Below are 18,014 nucleotides of genomic sequence, written 5' to 3'. Positions count from 1 at the left end.
ACGTCCCTCGCGTTGATCCAGGCCGTCTCGACGCCGGGGTTATGGCCTAGAATGCCGGCCTTCCAACCCACTACACGAGCACCATGAACAGCGCCGCCATCGCCATCCTGCAACAACATCTGTGTGTGGCACTCGCCGCCCCGCCAGACGAGGCACGTCGCCTGTTCCATGGGCGCGGCCGGCAATGGCCGGGGCTGGAGCAGGTGACGGTCGACTGGCTGCAGGGGGTGCTGCTGGTGTCGCTGTTCCGCCAGCCCGGTGAGGTGGAGCTGGCCGAGTTGCGGCAGATGCTGCTGGCGCTGACCAGGGAGCTGGTCTGGCAGCACAGTGGCGCGGGTCACCTGCTTCTGCAGCACCGCTACCTGCCCGACAGCACGACCGAGTTCCTGTGGGGAGAGCCCATCGACGGCGGCGAGATCGTCGAGGACGGCCTGCGCTATCGGCTGGATTTCGCGCGCAAGCAGAACAGCGGCCTGTTCCTCGACATGCGCCTGGGACGCAGCTGGGTGCGCGAGCGCGCGGCCGGGCTGCGGGTGCTCAACCTGTTCGCCTACACCTGCGGTTTTTCCGTGGCGGCCATCGCCGGTGGCGCTGCGCGGGTGGTCAATCTGGACATGTCGCGGCCGGCGCTGAGCCGCGGACGAGACAACCACCGGCTCAATGGTCACGACCTGGCGCAGGTGAGCTTCCTGGGCCACGACCTGTTCAACTCCTGGGGCAAGCTGCGCCGTGAGGGGCCTTTCGATCTGATCATCGTCGACCCGCCGAGCTTCCAGAAGGGCAGCTTCGTGCTGCCCCGCGACTACGCCAAGATCATGCGCCGGCTCCCGGAGTTGCTGGCGCCGGCGGGGCAGGTGCTGGCCTGCTGCAATGATCCGGCCGTCACACCGGCTTTCCTCATCGCCGAGATGGCCCGCGAGGCCCCGCAGCTGCAGTTCATCGAACGCCTGGGCAACCCGCCGGAGTTCATTGATAGGGACCCGGACGCGGGGCTCAAGGTCCTGCGGTTCGTGGCTCAGGACGCGACGGGCGACAGCCAGGACGGGCGCTGACGATCGCGCTGGTAGGTGGTGGACGCCAGCACCTGCACCACGAAGTCTTCCAGGCGTTGCGGCGAGAGCCCGCTGAGTACTTCGCTCTGCAGCAGAATCTGCACGGGCGAGGGCACCTGGCGGGTCAGGGTGGCGATTTCTTCCACGGCGTTGAAGCCCCCGCGCCCGCCCTGGGTGCAGATCACCGAGATGCGCTTGGACGACAGGTCGTGGTCGGCCAGGAAGCTGCGCAGCGGCGCGGCCAGGCCTTTCATCCACACCGGGGTGAGCAGCACGATGTGGTCGAAGCGTTCGAGCGTCGGCCCTTCGTACAGGTAGTCGGGCCGGCTGCGTAGCCAGGCATCGAGCATGCAGCGCCAGTCGCCACTGGCGCCGGCGCGCGGCTTGCTGTCACGGATCAGGGCCAGCGGCCAGCCGGTGAGCTGGGTCAGTTCGTCGGCCACCAGGCGGGTATTGCCGGTGCGTGAATAACACACCAGAAGAATGTTGCTCATGACGACCTCCATCGCACGGCTCGGGCTTGCTTGCAGCCTACGCGTCGGTGACGTGGCGAGTTTGATCCGTATCAAGGGAAGTGCAGGCGGGCGCAAAAACGAGAACGCCCCGCATGGGCGGGGCGTTCGCTGACTTCGGAAGGGCTTATTCCTTGACCTTCATGTCCAGCGACAGGTCGCGGGCGGCCTTGGTGGCAAGGATGCCCATCAGCTGGCCGATCTCGTCCTGGCGGCTGGCGCTGGCGCCGTTGCCGGAACCGCCCATCATCACGCCGGGCACCGGCGCCTGGGAGGCGGCTTCGGCCCACACCTTGTTGATCTGCACCAGGGCATCCAGCTTGGGTTGCAGGGCGCCGTCCGCCTCGATCACCGCCTTGCGCGCATAGGCCTCGGCGTCGGCGGTGATCTTGGTGGCCTGGGCGGTGATGCTGGCCTTGTCACGCAGCAGCTCGGCCGTCTGCTTCTCGATCTCGGCACGCTGCTTCTCGCGCTCGGCGTTGATCACGGCCAGCTGCTTCTCGGTTTCGGCCTGGGTGGTCTGTTCGATCTGGTCGCGCAGGGTTTCCTGGCGGCGGGCTTCGACTTCCTTCTCACCGCGGGCGGTGACCAGGAGCTTCTCTTCCTCTTCCTTCAGGCGGTTCTGCCGGGCCACGGCCAGTTCGGCCAGGGCCTGCTGGACCTTGACCATGCGCTGCTTGTACTGCGGGTTGGGGTCGACGTTGGTGATGCGCGCCTCGACCACTTCCACGCCGTACTTGCGGAACTGCTGCTGCTTGCGCACCGGGATGCCCTTGTCGTCCACCACTTTTTCGGTGATGAACTGGCTGGCGTTGTTGTCGCCGAAGTTGCCCTGCTCGGTGCCGGCCTGGAGGATCGCGGTCTGGCTCGGCAGGTGGCCGCGCGGGCCGCGGATTTCCTTGCGCTTGATCAGGTACAGGCCGTCATTGAGCTGGTTCTCGAACTCGGCGGCGAACTCGCTGCGCGCGCCGGCGTAGTAGTCGTCGGCGCTCATCAGCGAGGCGGTGGCCTGCAGGGTTTCCTTGATGGCCGGGACCAGGGCGGTCTTGATGAAGTTTTCCGGGTTGCGGTATTCCTGGGCGATCTTGAGGAACTGGTCGCCGCCAGGCAGGCGGAAGCGCGCCGAGGATTCGACCTTGGCGTCGACGTTGCCGAGGAACACGATCGGGAAGGCCTCGATGGTGGCGCCCAGGCTGTCGTTGTCGCTGGTGTCGTCGATCTCCAGGGCTTCGGTGAGCACCGACTGCACGCTGAGGGCCTTTTTCCAGGGCGTGGCGCGGCCGAACCACTTGGTGGCGTAGCCCACGTCGTCGACGATCTTCTCTTCGCCGAAGATGGTCCGCACGTGAGTGACGAAGCCTGCCTCGTTATAGAAGAACACGCCGTTGAAGCCGACGAAGCCGATGGCGGCGACCAGCGCCGGGACACCAACGTACTTGAACAGGGAGAGTTTCGAGGGAGTGCCGCTGGGGATTTCCATGATCGTTCCTTGACTGCGGGAAAGGTGCGCGCATGCTGCGCAGCCGCGAAGAGGGCGTCAAGTGGCACTGTGCCGGTATGTGGGCTGGCTCTCGCCGATCTGTCAGGCGAGGGCGAAGGGCGCCTGGTGCAGACCCTCTTCGTCGATCTGCAGGGCCCAGCCCTGCTGGTCCCAGTCGCCGAGGACGATGCGTCGGGCGCTTTGGCCGTTCACTTCGAGTGCATGTTCGGCGGGGCGATGGGTATGGCCGTGGATCAGGGTGCGCACGCCATGCTCGGCCATGATTCGTGGCACCTCTTCCGGGGTCACGTCGATGATCTCGCGGGCCTTCATGCGCGTCTGCGCGCGGCTCTCGCTGCGCAGCTTGCGCGCCAGCTTGTGGCGGGTGCCGAGCGGCAGGTTGCGCAGGATGAACAAGGAGAGCGGGTTGCGCAGCAGGCGACGCAGCTTCATATAGCCGACATCCAGGGTGCACAGGCTGTCGCCGTGCATCAGCAGCACCGGCTCGCCATTGAAGTGCACGATGCTCGGGTCTTTCAGCAGGGTGCAGCCGGCTTCGCGGCAGAAGGCGCGGCCGATCAGGAAGTCACGGTTGCCGTGCATCAGGTAGAGGCGCGTACCGGCATCGCTCAGTTCGCGCAGGGCGCGGGCGATGTCGTGCTGGAACGGCGACATGCCGTCATCGCCGACCCACACCTCGAAGAAGTCGCCAAGGATGTACAGGGCCTCGGCCCCGCGGGCGCGGGTCTGCAGGAAATGCAGAAACGCCCGGGTGATGTCCGGGCGTTGCTCTTCCAGGTGCAGATCGGAGATCAGCAGGATCATGTCATTCAGCAGACCGATAAAAACGTAGCGAGCGACGGCTAGGCTAGGCGCGGACAGTTGAGGAAGCGCAGTTTACAAAGGGTAAATGAGCATTCCGAAGCTGGCCGCAACGACGCGTAGCCTAGCGCAGTAGTTTTTGGCGGTCTGTCAGACGACTTCGGCTTTCTCGATGATCACGTCTTCCACCGGTACGTCCTGATGGCCGGACTTCATGGTGGTGGCCACGCCCTTGATCTTCTCGACCACGTCCATGCCCTCGGTCACCTGGCCGAACACTGCATAGCCCCAGCCCTGCATGGTCGGTGCGGTGTGGTCGAGGAAGCCGTTGTCGGCGACGTTAATGAAGAACTGCGCGGAGGCCGAGTGCGGGTCCATGGTGCGGGCCATGGCGACGGTGCCGACCTTGTTGGAGAGGCCGTTGTTGGCTTCGTTCTTGATCGGCGCGCGGGTCGGCTTCTGCTTCATGCCCGGCTCGAAACCACCGCCCTGGATCATGAAGTTGCTGATCACGCGGTGGAACACGGTGCCGTTGTAGTGGCCGTCGCGCACGTACTGCTCGAAGTTGGCGGCGGTTTCCGGGGCCTTGTCGGCGAACAGTTCCAGGGTGATGACGCCGTGGTTGGTGTGCAGCTTGATCATGGAGATGCGCTCTCGAATTCGGGCAAGGCGGGCAGGGCGGCGGCGCGTTCGCGCCAAAAGGCCACTCCCGGTCGCTTTGCGGCTGTCAGGGATATAGCGGGTTGAGTATCATACGGGCTTTGTCTCGACCGGCCTACCTCCCGCGCGGAGGCCGCACCGCATCTAAGGACACCATGAGCAAGCCCACCGTCGAAAAAGCCGCCAACTTCCTGCGTCCCATCGTCCAGGCTGACCTGGACAGCGGCAAGCACAGCAAGATCATCACCCGCTTCCCGCCGGAGCCCAACGGCTACCTGCATATCGGCCACGCCAAGAGCATCTGCCTCAACTTCGGCCTGGCCCAGGAATTCGGCGGCGAGTGCAACCTGCGTTTCGACGACACCAACCCGGCCAAGGAAGACCAGGAATATATCGACGCGATCAAAGCCGACGTCGAGTGGCTGGGCTTCCAGTGGGCCGGCGAGGAGCGCTACGCCTCCAATTACTTCGACCAGCTGCATGACTGGGCCATCGAGCTGATCAAGGCCGGCAAGGCCTTCGTCTGCGATCTGAACGCCGAGGAAATGCGCGAATACCGCGGCAGTCTGACCGAGCCGGGCAAGAACAGCCCGTTCCGCGATCGCTCCGTGGAAGAGAACCTCGATCTGTTCGCCCGCATGAAGGCCGGCGAGTTCCCGGACGGTGCCCGTTCGCTGCGCGCCAAGATCGACATGGCCTCGCCGAACATCAACCTGCGCGACCCGATCCTCTACCGCATCCGCCACGCCCATCACCACCAGACCGGCGACAAGTGGTGCATCTACCCGAGCTACGACTTCACCCACGGTCAGTCGGACGCCCTGGAAGGCATCACCCACTCCATCTGCACCCTGGAGTTCGAGGATCACCGCCCGCTGTACGAGTGGTTCCTGGCCAACCTGTCGGTGCCGGCGCAGCCGCGCCAGTATGAGTTCGCCCGTCTCAACCTGAACTACACCGTCACCAGCAAGCGCAAGCTCAAGCAGCTGGTCGACGAGAAACACGTACAGGGCTGGGATGACCCGCGCATGTCGACCCTGTCCGGCTATCGCCGCCGTGGCTACACCCCGGCCTCGATCCGCACCTTCTGCGACATGATCGGCGTCAACCGCGCCGGCGGCGTGGTCGATATCGGCATGCTGGAATTCGCCATCCGCGAGGACCTGGACGCCAACGCCGCGCGTGCCATGTGCGTGCTCAAGCCGCTGAAAGTGGTGATCACCAACTACCCGCAAGGCCAGGTCGAAAACCTCGAACTGCCGCGCCATCCGAAGCAGGACATGGGCGTGCGCGTGCTGCCGTTCAGCCGCGAGATCTACATCGACGCCAGCGACTTCGAGGAAACCCCGCCGGACGGCTTCAAGCGCCTGATCCCGGGCGGCGAAGTGCGTCTGCGCGGCAGCTACGTGATCCGCGCGGATGAAGCCGTGAAGGACGCGCAAGGCAATATCGTCGAGCTGCGCTGCTCCTACGACGAGAACACCCTGGGCAAGAACCCGGAAGGCCGCAAGGTCAAGGGCGTGATCCACTGGGTGCCGGCCGCCGAGAGCGTGGAATGCGAAGTGCGCCTGTACGACCGCCTGTTCCGCTCCGCCAACCCGGAGAAGAGCGAGGAGGGCGGCAGCTTCCTCGACAACATCAACCCGGACTCGCTGGTGGTCCTCACCGGCTGCCGCGTCGAGCCGTCGCTGGCCAACGCAGCTGCCGAAGAGCGTTTCCAGTTCGAGCGCGAGGGTTACTTCGTCGCCGACCTGAAGGACACCCAGCCGGGCAAGCCGGTGTTCAACCGTACCGTCACCCTGCGCGACACCTGGGGGCAGTAAATGGCTCTGAGCATTTACAACACCCTGAGCAAGACCAAGGACATTTTCCAGCCGCTGGAAGGCAACAGCGTGCGCATGTACGTGTGCGGCATGACCGTGTACGACTTCTGCCATATCGGCCATGCCCGTGTGATGGTGGCCTTCGACGTGGTCACCCGCTGGCTGCGCGCGCGCGGCTATGACGTGACCTACGTGCGCAACATCACCGACATCGACGACAAGATCATCAAGCGCGCCAACGAGAACGGCGAGCCGTTCGAAGCGCTGGTGGAGCGCATGATCGCCGCCATGCACGAGGACGAGGCGCGCCTGAATGTGCTGCGCCCGGACATCGAGCCGCGCGCCACCGGCCATATCGCCGGCATGCACCAGATGATCCAGACCCTGATCGACAAGGGCTTTGCCTACGCGCCGGGCAATGGTGACGTGTACTACCGCGTCACCAAGTTCGAGACCTACGGCAAGCTGTCGCGGCGCAAGATCGACGAGCTGAAGATCGGCGCGCGCATCGAGGTCGACGAGATCAAGGAAGACCCGCTGGACTTCGTCCTGTGGAAAGGCGCCAAGCCGGACGAGCCGAGCTGGGACTCGCCCTGGGGCAAGGGTCGGCCGGGCTGGCACATCGAGTGCTCGGTGATGTCCACCTGCTGCCTGGGCGAAACCTTCGACATCCACGGCGGCGGCCCGGACCTGGTATTCCCGCACCACGAGAACGAGATCGCGCAGAGCGAGGCGGCCACCGGCAAACTCTACGCCAAGGCCTGGATGCACGCCGGCGCGGTGCGCGTGGACGGTGAGAAGATGTCCAAGAGCCTGGGCAACTTCTTCACCATCCGTGAGGTGCTGGAGAAGTACCACCCGGAAGTGGTGCGCTACCTGCTGGTGTCCAGCCACTACCGTAGCCCGATCAACTACTCCGAAGACAGCCTGAAGGAAGCCAAGGGCGCTCTGGAGCGCTTCTACAACGGCCTGAAAGGCCTGCCGGAAGTGGCGCCGGCTGGCGGCGAAGCCTTCGTCGAGCGCTTCGGCGCGGCCATGGACGACGACTTCAACTCGCCGGAAGCCTGCGCCGTGCTGTTCGAGATGATCCGCGAGGTCAACCGCCTGCGTGAGTCGGATGAACAGGCCGCCGCCGGCCTGGCCGCCCAGCTCAAGCAGCTGGCCGCCGTGCTCGGCGTGCTGCAGCTGGAGCCGGAGGCCTTCCTTCAGGCCGGCGCCGCCGGCAAGGTCGATGCCGCCGAAGTCGAAGCCCTGATCGCCGCGCGCCTGCAGGCCCGTGCCGACAAGAACTGGGCCGAAAGCGACCGCATCCGCGACCAGCTCACCGCCATGGGCGTGGTGCTGGAAGACGGCAAGGGCGGCACCACCTGGCGCCTGGCCGAGTAAGCGATTGCGCTGCATGAAAAAGGCCGCCCTCGGGCGGCCTTTTTCATTTCTGCAGTTCTAGCGTTTGCCGCTGTACCAGATTACCCGGCTGACGCCACGGGTGACCGCCACATAGGCCAGGCGCAGGTTCTCGTCGCACATGGCCTGGTCGTAGCTGTTGCGGAACAGACCGCAATGGGCATAGAGCGCGTTGCGCAGCGGATGCGACTCGGGGCTGCCACCGTCGTCGAGGATGATCGCCACCTCGCCCTGCAGACCCTTGGCGCGGTGGATGCTGTAGGCGCGCACCGGCAGGCTTGGGTCCAGCTGGGCCTGCACCTGTTTCAGCGCGTCGTTGCGCCGACCCAGCAGTAGCACCGGGTTGCGCTCGCGGCTGCCGCGCTGAGCGACGTGTGCACACTGCGCGGTGATTTCCTGCAGCAGCTCGGGCAGCTGACGCTTGAGGTCGAAGTTCTCGATTTTGCGCACGCCGTGATCGCCCGGCTGCGCGGCCTTGATCGCCTGGCTGCGCTTGGCCTGTTTGCAGGCGACGCCCGCCAGCAGCGCCTCGGCATCGCGCAGGATCGGTTCGATGCTACGGAAGTTGGCGGTCAACATCAGCACCTGGCTCTTGGCCTTGCCGCGGCTGGGGAAGTGGCGGTCGAAGTCGAGGAACAGCTCTGGCGAGCTGCCGCGCCAGCCGTAGATCGACTGCCAGTCGTCACCGATAGCCATCAGGCTGACCGCCTTGCCGCGGCCGGCCAGGGCGCGGTGCACGGCCTGCAGCCAGTGGACGATTTGTGGCGAGATATCCTGGAACTCGTCGATCAGCAGATGGCGCAGCGGCTCGATAGCCTCCGCCGGCAGCTCCTCGGCGCCGGTCAGGCACTCGCCAAGCTGGCGGAACGCGGTATCGAAGGTGGTGACGCCCTGCGCCTGCAACAGCGCCTGCAAGCGCGCCCAGAAACTGGCGAGTGCCTGCAGAAACAGGCGCTCGCGCGGCGCGCAGTCCAGCGTGGCCGCATCGAGTCGGTCCGGGCGCAGGCCGAGGCTCTCGGCGAAGCAGCCCTGCTGGTAGAACACCTCGAACAGTGGTGCGGCGCGCAGTTCGCCGGCCAGGCGCAGGCCCTCCTGCGGCGGCTTGCCGACGGCTTCGGGCAGGGCCACACCGAGCAGCTCATGCACCCGCTGGCGGAAGGCGGCGTCGCTGGTGTAGAGCTCATCATAAGCCTGGCGTAGCAGGCGCTGTTGCGCGGGCGGCAGGCGGCCACCGGCGGGGGCGTCGGGCTCCTCGCTGGCGCCGCTACCGAGCTGCTCGAACCAGTTCGGTGCGCCCAGCAGCACCTTGGCCTGCTGCGCCATGGCCGAATGGAAGGTGCGCACGCACTGGCGCGCATGGGCCTCGTCGAAGGGGAACTGCCAGAAGGCCAGCAGGCGCAGCAGCTGGCCGCGCAGCTCGGCGCAGGAGGCGTTGGTGAAGGAGATCACCGTGAGGCTGCTTGTAGGGGTCTGCAGGTGGCAGAGCATGAACACCACGCGCAGGAGCAGGGTGGTGGACTTGCCCGAGCCGGCGCCGGCGAAGATGCGCGCCAGTGGGGCGCGGCAGAGGATCATCGCCCACTGCTCGTCGGACGGCGCGCCGATCAGCCCGGCTGTCACCGCCTCGGCGACGCGGGCACGCATGGCAGCGATCTGGGCGTCACTGATCTTCAGGCGGGCGCTGGAATAGATGCCGGTAGGGGCAGGGGCAGGGCCGTCGCTGGCCTTCTTCTTGCGCCCGCCGGCCTTGGTCTTGCCGCTGCTAGCGGGGCGCTTGGCGCGCGGTTGCGGTTGGCGCAGCTTGGCCGCGGCTTCGCGTTCGGCGCGCAGGTATTCGGTGGTGCGGGGGAAGTAGCGCGCCAGGGTGCTGGAGAGCAGTGCCTGGTAGCGTTTGACGGCGGACAGCATGGCAACTCGGAAAGCAGATGCGGTCCGCCATCATACGGGCTTTGCCCCGGCAATGGGCCAGCGGTTCAGGGCTCCAGCGTGGCGAGTATCTCCAGGGCAATGCGTACCCGCTCGGCATTCGGGTAGTTGCGGTTGGCCAGGATCACCAGGCCGGTGTCGCGGGCCGGCACCAGCGCCACGTAGGCGCCGAAGCCATTAGTCGAGCCGGTCTTGTTCAGCAGCAGGTCACCCTCGGCAGGTTGCGGCGTGGCGAAGCGCTCCACCGCATGTGGCTCAAGGGCCATCTGCGACGAGTTGTCGGCCTGCAGACGCTGCAGGGTGATGGGGTAGGCGTAGCGCTCCCAGCCCAGGCCCTGGGTCATGTCGCCGACCCGGTAATAACCCTGGTGGGTGGTGGCGATGGCCTGGCGCAGCGGCACCGGCAGTTGTGACGGATCGAGGTTGGCCTCGACGAAGCGCAGCATGTCGGTGGCTGTGGACTTCACCCCGTAGGCCTCGGCATCCAGCGGGCCCGGCTGTACGCGGATCGCCTGGTCGTCGCGGTAGCCCCAGGCATAGCGCGCCATCTTGCTCTGCGGTACGTGCACATGACTCTCTGTCATGCCCAGCTGCGGGAACAGTTGGCCCTCCAGCAACTGGTCGAAGGGTTTGCCCAGGCTGGCGGCGGCCAGGTGGCCGAACAGGCCGATGCTGGGGTTGGAGTACAGGCGCTGGCTGCCGGCGGCGTAGGCGGGTTGCCAGGCGCGGTAGTAGTCGAGCATCTGCCGCTCGCTGCGTACGGCATCTGGGAACTGCAGCGGTAGGCCGCCGGGCGTGTAGGTCGCCAGGTCGAGCAGGCTGATGCGGTCGAAGGCGCTGCCGCGCAGCGCCGGCAGGTGCTGGCTGGCCGGGTCGTCCAGGCTCAACTTGCCCTCGGCCTGGGCGTAGGCGCCGAGGGTGGCGGTGAACAGCTTGCTCACCGAGCCCAGCTCGAACAGGCTGTGCTCGTTCACCGCCTGGCTGCTCTCGCGGGAGGCGACGCCGTAATTGAAGAAATGCCGTTCGCCCTTGTGCACGATGGCCACGGCCAGGCCGGGAATCCGGTACTGCTCGATGGCCGGCTGCACGGCGGCATCGACGGTGGCGCGCAGCTTATTCGGCTGCGCCAGGGCCGTCTGGCCAATCAGCAGCAGGGCCAGGGCGGTGATGGTGAGTCGCATGAGTCTTCCTTCAGCTCATCGGCGGCAGCCGGCGCGGCACCGAGGTTTTCTTGACGATGGCGGTGTTGGTCTCGGCATAGACGTTGATGCGGTCCAGCAGTTCATCGAGCTGCTCCATGGAGCGCACGTGCAGGCGGGCGACGAAACAGTCCTCGCCGGTGATCTTGTCGCACTCGGTGAACTCGGGGATCGACTGGATCTGCCGCTCCACCTCCTGCAGCTTGCCGGGCAGCGGGCGCACGCGAACGATGGCCTGCAGCTGGTAGCCGAAATGGCGCGGGTCCACCTCCACGGTGTAGCCCTTGATCACACCACGCTCCTCTAGGCGACGCAGGCGCTCGGCCACGCTGGGCGAGGACAGGCCGCTGATCTGCGCCAGCGCCTTGAGCGAGCGGCGCGAGTCTTCCATCAGGGCGTTGAGTAGCAGCTGGTCGATTTCGTCGGTCATGGCGTGCCTGTTAGGTTTTTTAGTGAGTTCGCCTTCGTAATAAAGGCGATGCTCCTGTTTCGCCTTAGATTAGCCCTGGAGGTGGGCGTGCGGGTAGCCGAATAATGAGCGCACCCCGACCGGAGACTCCGACCATGGACAAGACCCTCAAGCGCGGCTCGCTGGAAATGATCGCGGCGATGCTTATTTCCGGCACCATCGGCTGGTTCGTCCTGGTGTCCGGCCAGTCCGTGATCGACGTGGTGTTCTGGCGCTGCGTGATCGGCGGCGCCATGTTGCTGCTAGTGTGCGCCGCGCTCGGCCTGTTGGGCCGCGAGCTGCTGAGCCGGCGAGTCCTGGTCCTGGCGCTGGTCAGCGGCGTGGCCATCGTTGGTAACTGGCTGCTGCTGTTCGCCTCCTACTCCAAGGCGTCCATCGCCATCAGCACGGCGGTGTACAACGTGCAGCCGTTCATGCTGGTGGGCCTGGCTGCGCTGTTCCTCGGCGAGCGCATCACCCTGGCCAAGCTGGCCTGGCTGGGCCTGGCCTTCCTCGGCATGCTGGCCATCGTCAGCGCCCACGGCGATAGCGGCACCTCGGGCGAGAACTACTTGCTGGGCATCGCCCTGGCCCTGGGTGCGGCGCTGCTCTATGCGGTGGCGGCGCTGATCGTCAAACGCCTCTCCGGCACGCCGCCGCACCTGATCGCGCTGATCCAGCTGCTCACCGGCATCTTCATGCTGGCGCCGCTGGCCAGTTACCAGCTGCCCGAGCAGCCGCCGGCGTGGGCCAGCCTGGCGGCCCTGGGCATCCTGCATACCGGGGTGATGTACATGCTGCTGTACAGCGCGATCCAGAAACTGCCGACGGCGCTGACCGGGGCGCTGTCGTTCGTCTACCCGATCGCGGCGATCTTCGTCGACTGGCTGGCCTTCGGTCATCGCCTCAGCCCGCTGCAGTGGCTGGGCGTGGCGGCCATCCTGCTGGCCGCGGCCGGCATGCAGCAGGGCTGGAGCCTACGTCGGCGGCGTCTGGCTGCGGCCTGAGGATCAGTCGTCGCGGGTCAGCACTTCCAGCAGCTCGATCTCGAACACCAGATTGGAGTTCGGCGGGATCGAGCCGACCTGGCGCTCGCCATAAGCCAGGTGCGCCGGCACCCAGAGCTTGCGCTTGCCGCCGACCTGCATGCCCATCAGGCCCTGGTCCCAGCCCTGAATTACCCGGCGCGTGCCGATCACGCACTGGAACGGCTTGCCGCGCGAGTAGGAGGAGTCGAACTCAGTACCATCCTCCAGCCAGCCGCGGTACTGGGTGGTGATCAGCGCGCCCTTGACGGCGGCCTTGCCGCTGCCGAGTACCAGGTCTTCGATTTTCAGTTCGCCGTTCATGCCAATGATTGTCGTGCTGTGGTCGGGGCTGGCGTTTTAGCCGGCTAGGGCGGCGCTGGCAAGTATGCGACTTATTTCTACTTGCCCATGGCAAGAGAGATTCGTTAGCGTTCGCCCTCACCGCAGCAGTCGCATCATGGAAGTGGAGTCGTTATGACGCGTGCGCACCCCCTGACGGGCAACCTGCTCGAACGCCGCCTGCAAGCCCGGCGCCTGATGCAGATCGCCAACGTGTTGTGCCTGGTATTGCTGTTGATCGGCACACAGACGGTGCTGGCCCATCTGTGGCTGGACACCGCACTGGTCGGGCTGGCGCTGGTGGCCGTGCTGATCGGTCGACGGCTCAACCAGTGCGGCCTGGTAGATGCCTCGATTCGCCTGGTGCTATTCATTCTCACGGCGCTGGTGACCATTTCCCTGTGGTTCAGTCAGGGCCTGTACAGCGGCGCGCTGCTGGCGTACCCGGGCATCCTCATCGTCGCGGGCATGGTGGCGCCGCTGCGCCTGTTTCTCGGCCTGCTGCTGAGCATGCTGGCGGCCGTGGCGGTGTTGACCTACGCGGCACTCAGCGGCCTGCAGCACTTCGAACCGCTGCCGATGGGCGTCGGGCGCATGATCAATGTCAGCAGCATCCTGCTGATGTGCGCCGCCGCGGTCTGGCTGCTGGCCAGCGATCTGCGCAAGACGCTGCTGCGCCTGCAGCAGGAAATAGCGCGGGTAAAGGATTCCGAGGCCAGCTTCACCCACCTGGCCCAGCACGACGCCCTGACCAACCTGCCCAACCGCCTGCTGCTGCGCGACCGCGTGGACCAGGCCATCGGCCATGCCCGTCGTGACGGACGCCAGGTGGCGCTGCTGTTTCTCGATCTGGACAACTTCAAGACCATCAACGATTCCCTCGGCCATGCCGCCGGCGACGAGCTGTTGCAGGAGGTGGCGCGGCGCCTGCGCGAGACGCTCAGCGACATCGATACGGTGAGTCGCCAGGGCGGCGACGAGTTCCTGGTGGCGCTGGCCGATGTCGATGACCTGGCTATGGTGTCCTCGCTGGCGGGCAGGATGCAGCGCCGTCTGGCGCAGCCCTTTACCCTCAAGGGCATGCAGCTGGTCACGTCCATCTCGATCGGCATCGCGCTGTTCCCCGGGGATGGCGAGGACTTCGATACGTTGCTCCGGCATGCCGACATGGCCATGTACCAGGCCAAATCGGCTGGACGCAATGCCTACTGTTTCTTCGATGAGCGGATGAACGCCGACAACCGCGAGCGCCTGGCCCTGGAGCTGGACCTGCGCCAGGCGCTTAGCCGCGACGAATTCGTGCTGCATTACCAGCCGATCGTCGACCTGCGCAGCGGCAGGCTGCTGGCTGCCGAGGCACTGTTGCGCTGGCGCCACCCCGAGTTCGGCCTGCTGGGGCCGGATCGCTTCATCGGTGCGGCCGAGCGCTCGGGCCTGATCGTCGAGATCGGCGAATGGGTGCTGGGCGAGGCCTGCCGCCAAGCCATGCTGTGGCAGGCGGGCGGTTTGCCGCGTTTCGTGATGTCGGTGAATCTGTCTGCGGTGCAGTTTCGCCGAGGCAACCTGGGCGAGGTGGTACAGGCGGCGCTGACGCGCTACGGCCTGTCACCGTCCGGGCTCGAACTGGAGCTGACCGAGTCCATCCTGCTGCAGGACTGCGAGCAGCTGCGCCAGTTGAAGGAGCTGGGGGTGAAGCTGTCGATCGACGACTTTGGTACCGGCTACTCCAACCTGGCCTACCTGCAGCGCTTCCAGGTTGACAAGCTGAAGATCGACCAGTCCTTCGTGCGCGGGCTTGGCGACAATCCGCAGAACCAGGCGATCGTTACCGCCATCGTGCAGATGGCCCGCAGCTTGGGCCTGCATACGGTCGCCGAAGGCATCGAGGACGAAGCGACCCGGCAGTTGCTGGTCGAGCTGGGATGCGATCAGGGGCAGGGCTATCTGTTTGCCCGGCCGCTGCCGGCGGCCGAGCTGAATTCCTTCGTCACACGGCAGTCGCTACCGGTCTGACTCAGACCTTCAACCCCTGTTCGCGCAGGCGCTTGTACAGGGTGTTGCGGCTCAGGCCCAGGCTGCGCGCCAGGTGTGAGATGTTGCCGCCGCAGGCCTGGTACTGGCTGGCCAGGTCGCCGGCCTCGATGGCGGGCTCGCAGGCGAGTAGGTTGTCGCTCGCGTTCTGCAGGTCGACGAAGAAGTCGTCCGGCAGGTGTTCGGCGCGGATCGGCTGGTCCTCGGCCATGGCCAGGGCGATCTGCATCACGCTGCTCAACTGGCGCAGGTTGCCGGGCCAGGGGTGGCGCTGGAACAGCTCCTGCACCTCGCGGCTGAGCCCGGCCCACTGGCTGGGTTCGCGGTGGTGTTCCCACACGCGCTGGAACAGTGCGGCCTTGTCGCTGCGCTCGCGCAGTGGCGGCAGCTCCAGGTTGAGGCCGCTGATGCGGTAGTAGAGGTCGGCGCGGAACAGCCCGGCGTCCACGTCCTGGCGCAGCGGGCGGTTGGTCGCCGAGACCAGGCGGATGTCCACCGGGTAGGGCTCGCCGCCGCCCAGCGGCTGCACGCTGCGCTCCTGCAGCACGCGCAGCAGGCGGGCCTGCACGGCCAGCGGCATGTCGCCGACCTCGTCGAGGAACAGGGTGCCTTTATGCGCCTTGCGAATCAGGCCGATGCTGCCTTTCTGGCTGGCGCCGGTGAAAGCGCCTTTCTCGTAGCCGAACAATTCCGACTCCACCAGTTCGGCGGGAATCGCCGCGCAGTTCACCGCGATCAGCGGCTGGCCGGCGCGCGAGCTGGCGTTGTGCAGGGCCTTGACGAATACCTCCTTGCCGGCGCCGGTCTCGCCCTGGATCAGGATCGGGATATCCTTCTCCACCAGGCGCTCGGCCTGGCGTACGGCCTTGTCTACCCGTGGATCACCGAGGTTGATATTGGCCAGGGTGAAGCCTTCCTGGCGCGGCGCCGGGGCCGCTTGCGGGCGGAAGTCGCGTGGCTGGATGCGCGGCTTGCGCGGGCGCTTGAGCTGGCCGTGGAAACGGTAGCGGCCGGCGGCGCGCAGGGCGAAGGGCAGGCTCTCCGGCTGGTTGAGCAGCTGCTGCAGCGGCACGTCGAACAGGCTCTCGATATTCACCCGCGACAGGCCGACGCCGAGCAGGCTGTCGGCGCGGCGGTTGGCCGAGACGATTTGCCCGGCCTCGTCGAACACCAGCAGGCCGGCCCACTGGCTGTCCAGGTTGTCCAGGCTGGTGTTGAAGCTGAGCTGGAAGTAGTCGTCCTTGAACAGGTTGAGGATCAGCCGGTTCTCCACCGACTGGCTCATCATCTTGACCATGCCCAGGGTGTGGGCCGGCGGTAGGTAGCTATCGCTGGAAACGTCGAGCACGCCGATCAACTGCCTGCTGGCATCGAAGATCGGCGAGGCAGAACCGGTCATGAAACGGTTGGCCTTGAGGAAGTGCTCGTCGCGCTGGATATGCACCGCCTGGCCGCAGGCCAGCGCCGTGCCGATGGCGTTGGTGCCGCTGTAGCGCTCCTGCCACCAGGCGCCGGGAGTGAAGCCGGCGGCCTGGCTCGGCTCGACGAAGCGGCGGTCGCCCCAGGACTGCAGCAGCTGGCCCTGGTTGTCGGCCAGCATGATCAGGCAGTTGGAGTTGGCCAGGATGTTTTCGTAGTAAGGCAGCACCTCCTGATGGGTGGTCTGCACCAGGAAATGCTGGCTCTCCAGCAGGGCGGAAACCTCGCCGGGCGCGGCCTGTCCGAAGGCCGGCTGGCTCTGGTGGGTGAGGCCGAAGTCGCGGCAGCGGCTCCAGGAATCGCGAACGATGGCGTCGTGGTTCGGCGCCGGGGCAGTGGCAGTCATGAGGGTCGCCTGGTTCTTGTCTTTCTTATGGGTACAGCTTCCGTGCTGGCCTCACCGTTACTGCAATAGGTGGGCCGGGGAGAGTGCCTTGCCCTCCCGGTCCCTGGCCGCGGGTGGGCAGGGGAAACAGCGTCCGCCCAGTGTTGTTCATTGCTGTTCAAAGTCAAAGGGCAAATTGTTCAGTTGTTCAGCTTTTACTGTTCAAGGCTGTTCAGTGCGTCGGCGTACTGCCCGCCCGTGCCTATTAATAAATTCTTATTTATCAGTTGTTTACGATGTATCTCCTGGCGTGCGGCGACGCTGGCACGAATGTCGCCTTATGGCTGTGTCGGCCGCGAGGGCTCTTCGCGGCGACGGGCGCAATAATCATAAGGACACGCCATGTCGTTAACGCTGGAACATGTCTGTCGCGTGGTCGACCAGCAGGTCTATATCGACGACGCCTGCCTGAGCTTCGAACCAGGCTCCTTCAATGTGCTGGTGGGTCGCACGCTCGCCGGCAAGACCTCGCTGATGCGGCTGATGGCGGGGCTGGACAAGCCCAGCAGCGGTCGCATCCTGATGCACGGCGCCGATGTCACCGGCGTGCCGGTGCGCCAGCGCAACGTGTCGATGGTCTACCAGCAGTTCATCAACTACCCGAACCTGACGGTGTTCGAGAACATCGCCTCGCCGCTGCGCCAGGCCGGCGTGGCCAAGGCGGAGATCGAGCGCAAGGTTCAGGAAACCGCGCAGATGCTGCGCATCGACAAGTTCCTCAAGCGCTACCCGCTGGAACTGTCCGGCGGCCAGCAGCAGCGCACGGCCATAGCCCGCGCGCTGGTCAAGGATGCCGACCTGGTGCTGTTCGACGAGCCGCTGGTGAACCTCGACTACAAGCTGCGCGAAGAGCTGCGCCAGGAGATGCGCGAGCTGTTCCGCGCCCGCCGCAGCATCGCCATCTATGCCACCACCGAGCCCAACGAGGCCCTGGCCCTGGGCGGCACCACCACCATCCTGCATGAAGGCCGGGTGATCCAGAGCGGCAGGACCACCGAGGTCTACCACCGGCCGCAACAGGTGCTGGCCGCCGAGCTGTTCTCCGAGCCGCCGATCAACCTGATGCGCGGGCGCATCAGCGACAGCGAGGTGAGCTTCGAGGACTTCGTGCACTTCCCGCTGACCGCCGAGTTGCGTGGTCTGGAGCAGGGCGACTACCGCTTCGGCGTGCGCCCCGGGCATATCGGTCTGGTGCCGTCCAACGACGACGACCTGGAGCTGGCGGTGATCGTCGAGCTGGCCGAGATCAGCGGCTCGGAGACCTTCCTGCACGTGCGCAGCGAGCACTTCGCCCTGGTCCTGCACCTGCAGGGCGTGCACGAGTACGACGTGGATGCGCCGATCCGCATCTACATCCCGACCCACAAGCTGTTCGTATTCGATACCCGGGACCAGCTGGTCCTGGCGCCGATCCGCCGGTCCTGAG

The 18,014-nt window shown here is 66.0% G+C and carries 15 protein-coding genes; 6 read left to right on the top strand and 9 right to left on the bottom strand.

The window, feature by feature from the left end:
• The first annotated feature begins 83 nt into the window (after nt 1-83).
• Entirely contained in the window at nt 84-1,052 is a 969-nt protein-coding gene (locus PA6_RS04100; protein WP_021699615.1) for a class I SAM-dependent methyltransferase, read from the top strand.
• Here PA6_RS04100 and PA6_RS04095 read toward each other — a convergent pair.
• The 4 genes from PA6_RS04095 to PA6_RS04080 all read right to left on the bottom strand — a co-directional run bounded on the left by PA6_RS04095 (nt 1,016) and on the right by PA6_RS04080 (nt 4,508).
• Nucleotides 1,016-1,546 carry a flavodoxin family protein gene (locus PA6_RS04095; RefSeq protein WP_021699614.1) on the bottom strand — a complete coding sequence of 177 codons (531 nt, stop codon included), beginning with the start codon at nt 1,544-1,546 and terminating at the stop codon, nt 1,016-1,018. The two genes, PA6_RS04100 and PA6_RS04095, sit on opposite strands and share 37 nt — an antisense overlap.
• A gap of 145 nt (nt 1,547-1,691) precedes the next feature.
• Nucleotides 1,692-3,044 (bottom strand): SPFH domain-containing protein, encoded by a 1,353-nt coding sequence (locus tag PA6_RS04090; protein ID WP_021699613.1) that lies wholly within the window; start codon nt 3,042-3,044, stop codon nt 1,692-1,694.
• Between the two features lie 102 nt (nt 3,045-3,146).
• A complete protein-coding gene (gene lpxH / locus PA6_RS04085) occupies nt 3,147-3,869 on the bottom strand; it encodes a UDP-2,3-diacylglucosamine diphosphatase (protein ID WP_021699612.1) in 723 nt (240 codons plus the stop codon).
• 147 nt (nt 3,870-4,016) lie between these two features.
• The gene (locus PA6_RS04080; RefSeq protein ID WP_021699611.1) at nt 4,017-4,508 is read right to left on the bottom strand and encodes a peptidylprolyl isomerase; all 492 of its coding nucleotides are present in this window, start codon (nt 4,506-4,508) and stop codon (nt 4,017-4,019) included.
• Nucleotides 4,509-4,681: 173 nt separating this feature from the next.
• Between PA6_RS04080 and PA6_RS04075 the strand changes: the two genes are divergently transcribed.
• Together PA6_RS04075 and cysS are read left to right on the top strand one after the other, a co-directional pair.
• Nucleotides 4,682-6,349 carry a glutamine--tRNA ligase/YqeY domain fusion protein gene (locus PA6_RS04075; protein ID WP_021699610.1) on the top strand — a complete coding sequence of 556 codons (1,668 nt, stop codon included), beginning with the start codon at nt 4,682-4,684 and terminating at the stop codon, nt 6,347-6,349.
• Complete coding sequence (cysS, locus tag PA6_RS04070; RefSeq protein WP_021699609.1) at nt 6,350-7,735, top strand: cysteine--tRNA ligase; 1,386 nt, start codon at nt 6,350-6,352, stop codon at nt 7,733-7,735.
• A 57-nt stretch (nt 7,736-7,792) separates the two neighbouring features.
• On the opposite strand, the gene PA6_RS04065 is transcribed toward cysS, so the two are convergent.
• From PA6_RS04065 to PA6_RS04055, 3 genes are all read right to left on the bottom strand, one after another.
• Complete coding sequence (locus PA6_RS04065) at nt 7,793-9,661, bottom strand: DEAD/DEAH box helicase (RefSeq protein ID WP_021699608.1); 1,869 nt, start codon at nt 9,659-9,661, stop codon at nt 7,793-7,795.
• 65 nt (nt 9,662-9,726) lie between these two features.
• Complete coding sequence (ampC, locus tag PA6_RS04060; RefSeq protein WP_021699607.1) at nt 9,727-10,860, bottom strand: class C beta-lactamase; 1,134 nt, start codon at nt 10,858-10,860, stop codon at nt 9,727-9,729.
• A gap of 10 nt (nt 10,861-10,870) precedes the next feature.
• A complete protein-coding gene (locus PA6_RS04055) occupies nt 10,871-11,308 on the bottom strand; it encodes an Lrp/AsnC family transcriptional regulator (protein WP_021699606.1) in 438 nt (145 codons plus the stop codon).
• A 134-nt stretch (nt 11,309-11,442) separates the two neighbouring features.
• On the opposite strand from PA6_RS04055, the gene PA6_RS04050 reads away from it, so the two are divergent.
• Nucleotides 11,443-12,333: a DMT family transporter gene (locus tag PA6_RS04050; protein ID WP_021699605.1), complete on the top strand. Its 891-nt coding sequence runs from the start codon at nt 11,443-11,445 to the stop codon at nt 12,331-12,333.
• A gap of 3 nt (nt 12,334-12,336) precedes the next feature.
• Here the strand turns inward: PA6_RS04050 and PA6_RS04045 are convergent, their stop codons facing one another.
• Entirely contained in the window at nt 12,337-12,675 is a 339-nt protein-coding gene (locus PA6_RS04045) for an FKBP-type peptidyl-prolyl cis-trans isomerase (protein ID WP_021699604.1), read from the bottom strand.
• 153 nt (nt 12,676-12,828) lie between these two features.
• On the opposite strand from PA6_RS04045, the gene PA6_RS04040 reads away from it, so the two are divergent.
• On the top strand, nt 12,829-14,706 hold the full coding sequence (locus PA6_RS04040) for a putative bifunctional diguanylate cyclase/phosphodiesterase (RefSeq protein ID WP_021699603.1): 1,878 nt from the start codon (nt 12,829-12,831) through the stop codon (nt 14,704-14,706).
• 1 nt (nt 14,707) lies between these two features.
• Here PA6_RS04040 and PA6_RS04035 read toward each other — a convergent pair whose 3' ends face one another.
• The gene (locus PA6_RS04035) at nt 14,708-16,549 is read right to left on the bottom strand and encodes a sigma-54-dependent Fis family transcriptional regulator (protein ID WP_021699602.1); all 1,842 of its coding nucleotides are present in this window, start codon (nt 16,547-16,549) and stop codon (nt 14,708-14,710) included.
• 381 nt (nt 16,550-16,930) lie between these two features.
• On the opposite strand from PA6_RS04035, the gene PA6_RS04030 reads away from it, so the two are divergent.
• Nucleotides 16,931-18,013: an ABC transporter ATP-binding protein gene (locus PA6_RS04030; RefSeq protein ID WP_021699601.1), complete on the top strand. Its 1,083-nt coding sequence runs from the start codon at nt 16,931-16,933 to the stop codon at nt 18,011-18,013.
• Nucleotide 18,014 lies beyond the last annotated feature (1 nt).

This window comes from Aquipseudomonas alcaligenes NBRC 14159 (genome assembly GCF_000467105.1).
Classification (GTDB): domain Bacteria; phylum Pseudomonadota; class Gammaproteobacteria; order Pseudomonadales; family Pseudomonadaceae; genus Aquipseudomonas; species Aquipseudomonas alcaligenes.
This window is presented reverse-complemented; position numbering and strand designations above follow the sequence as displayed.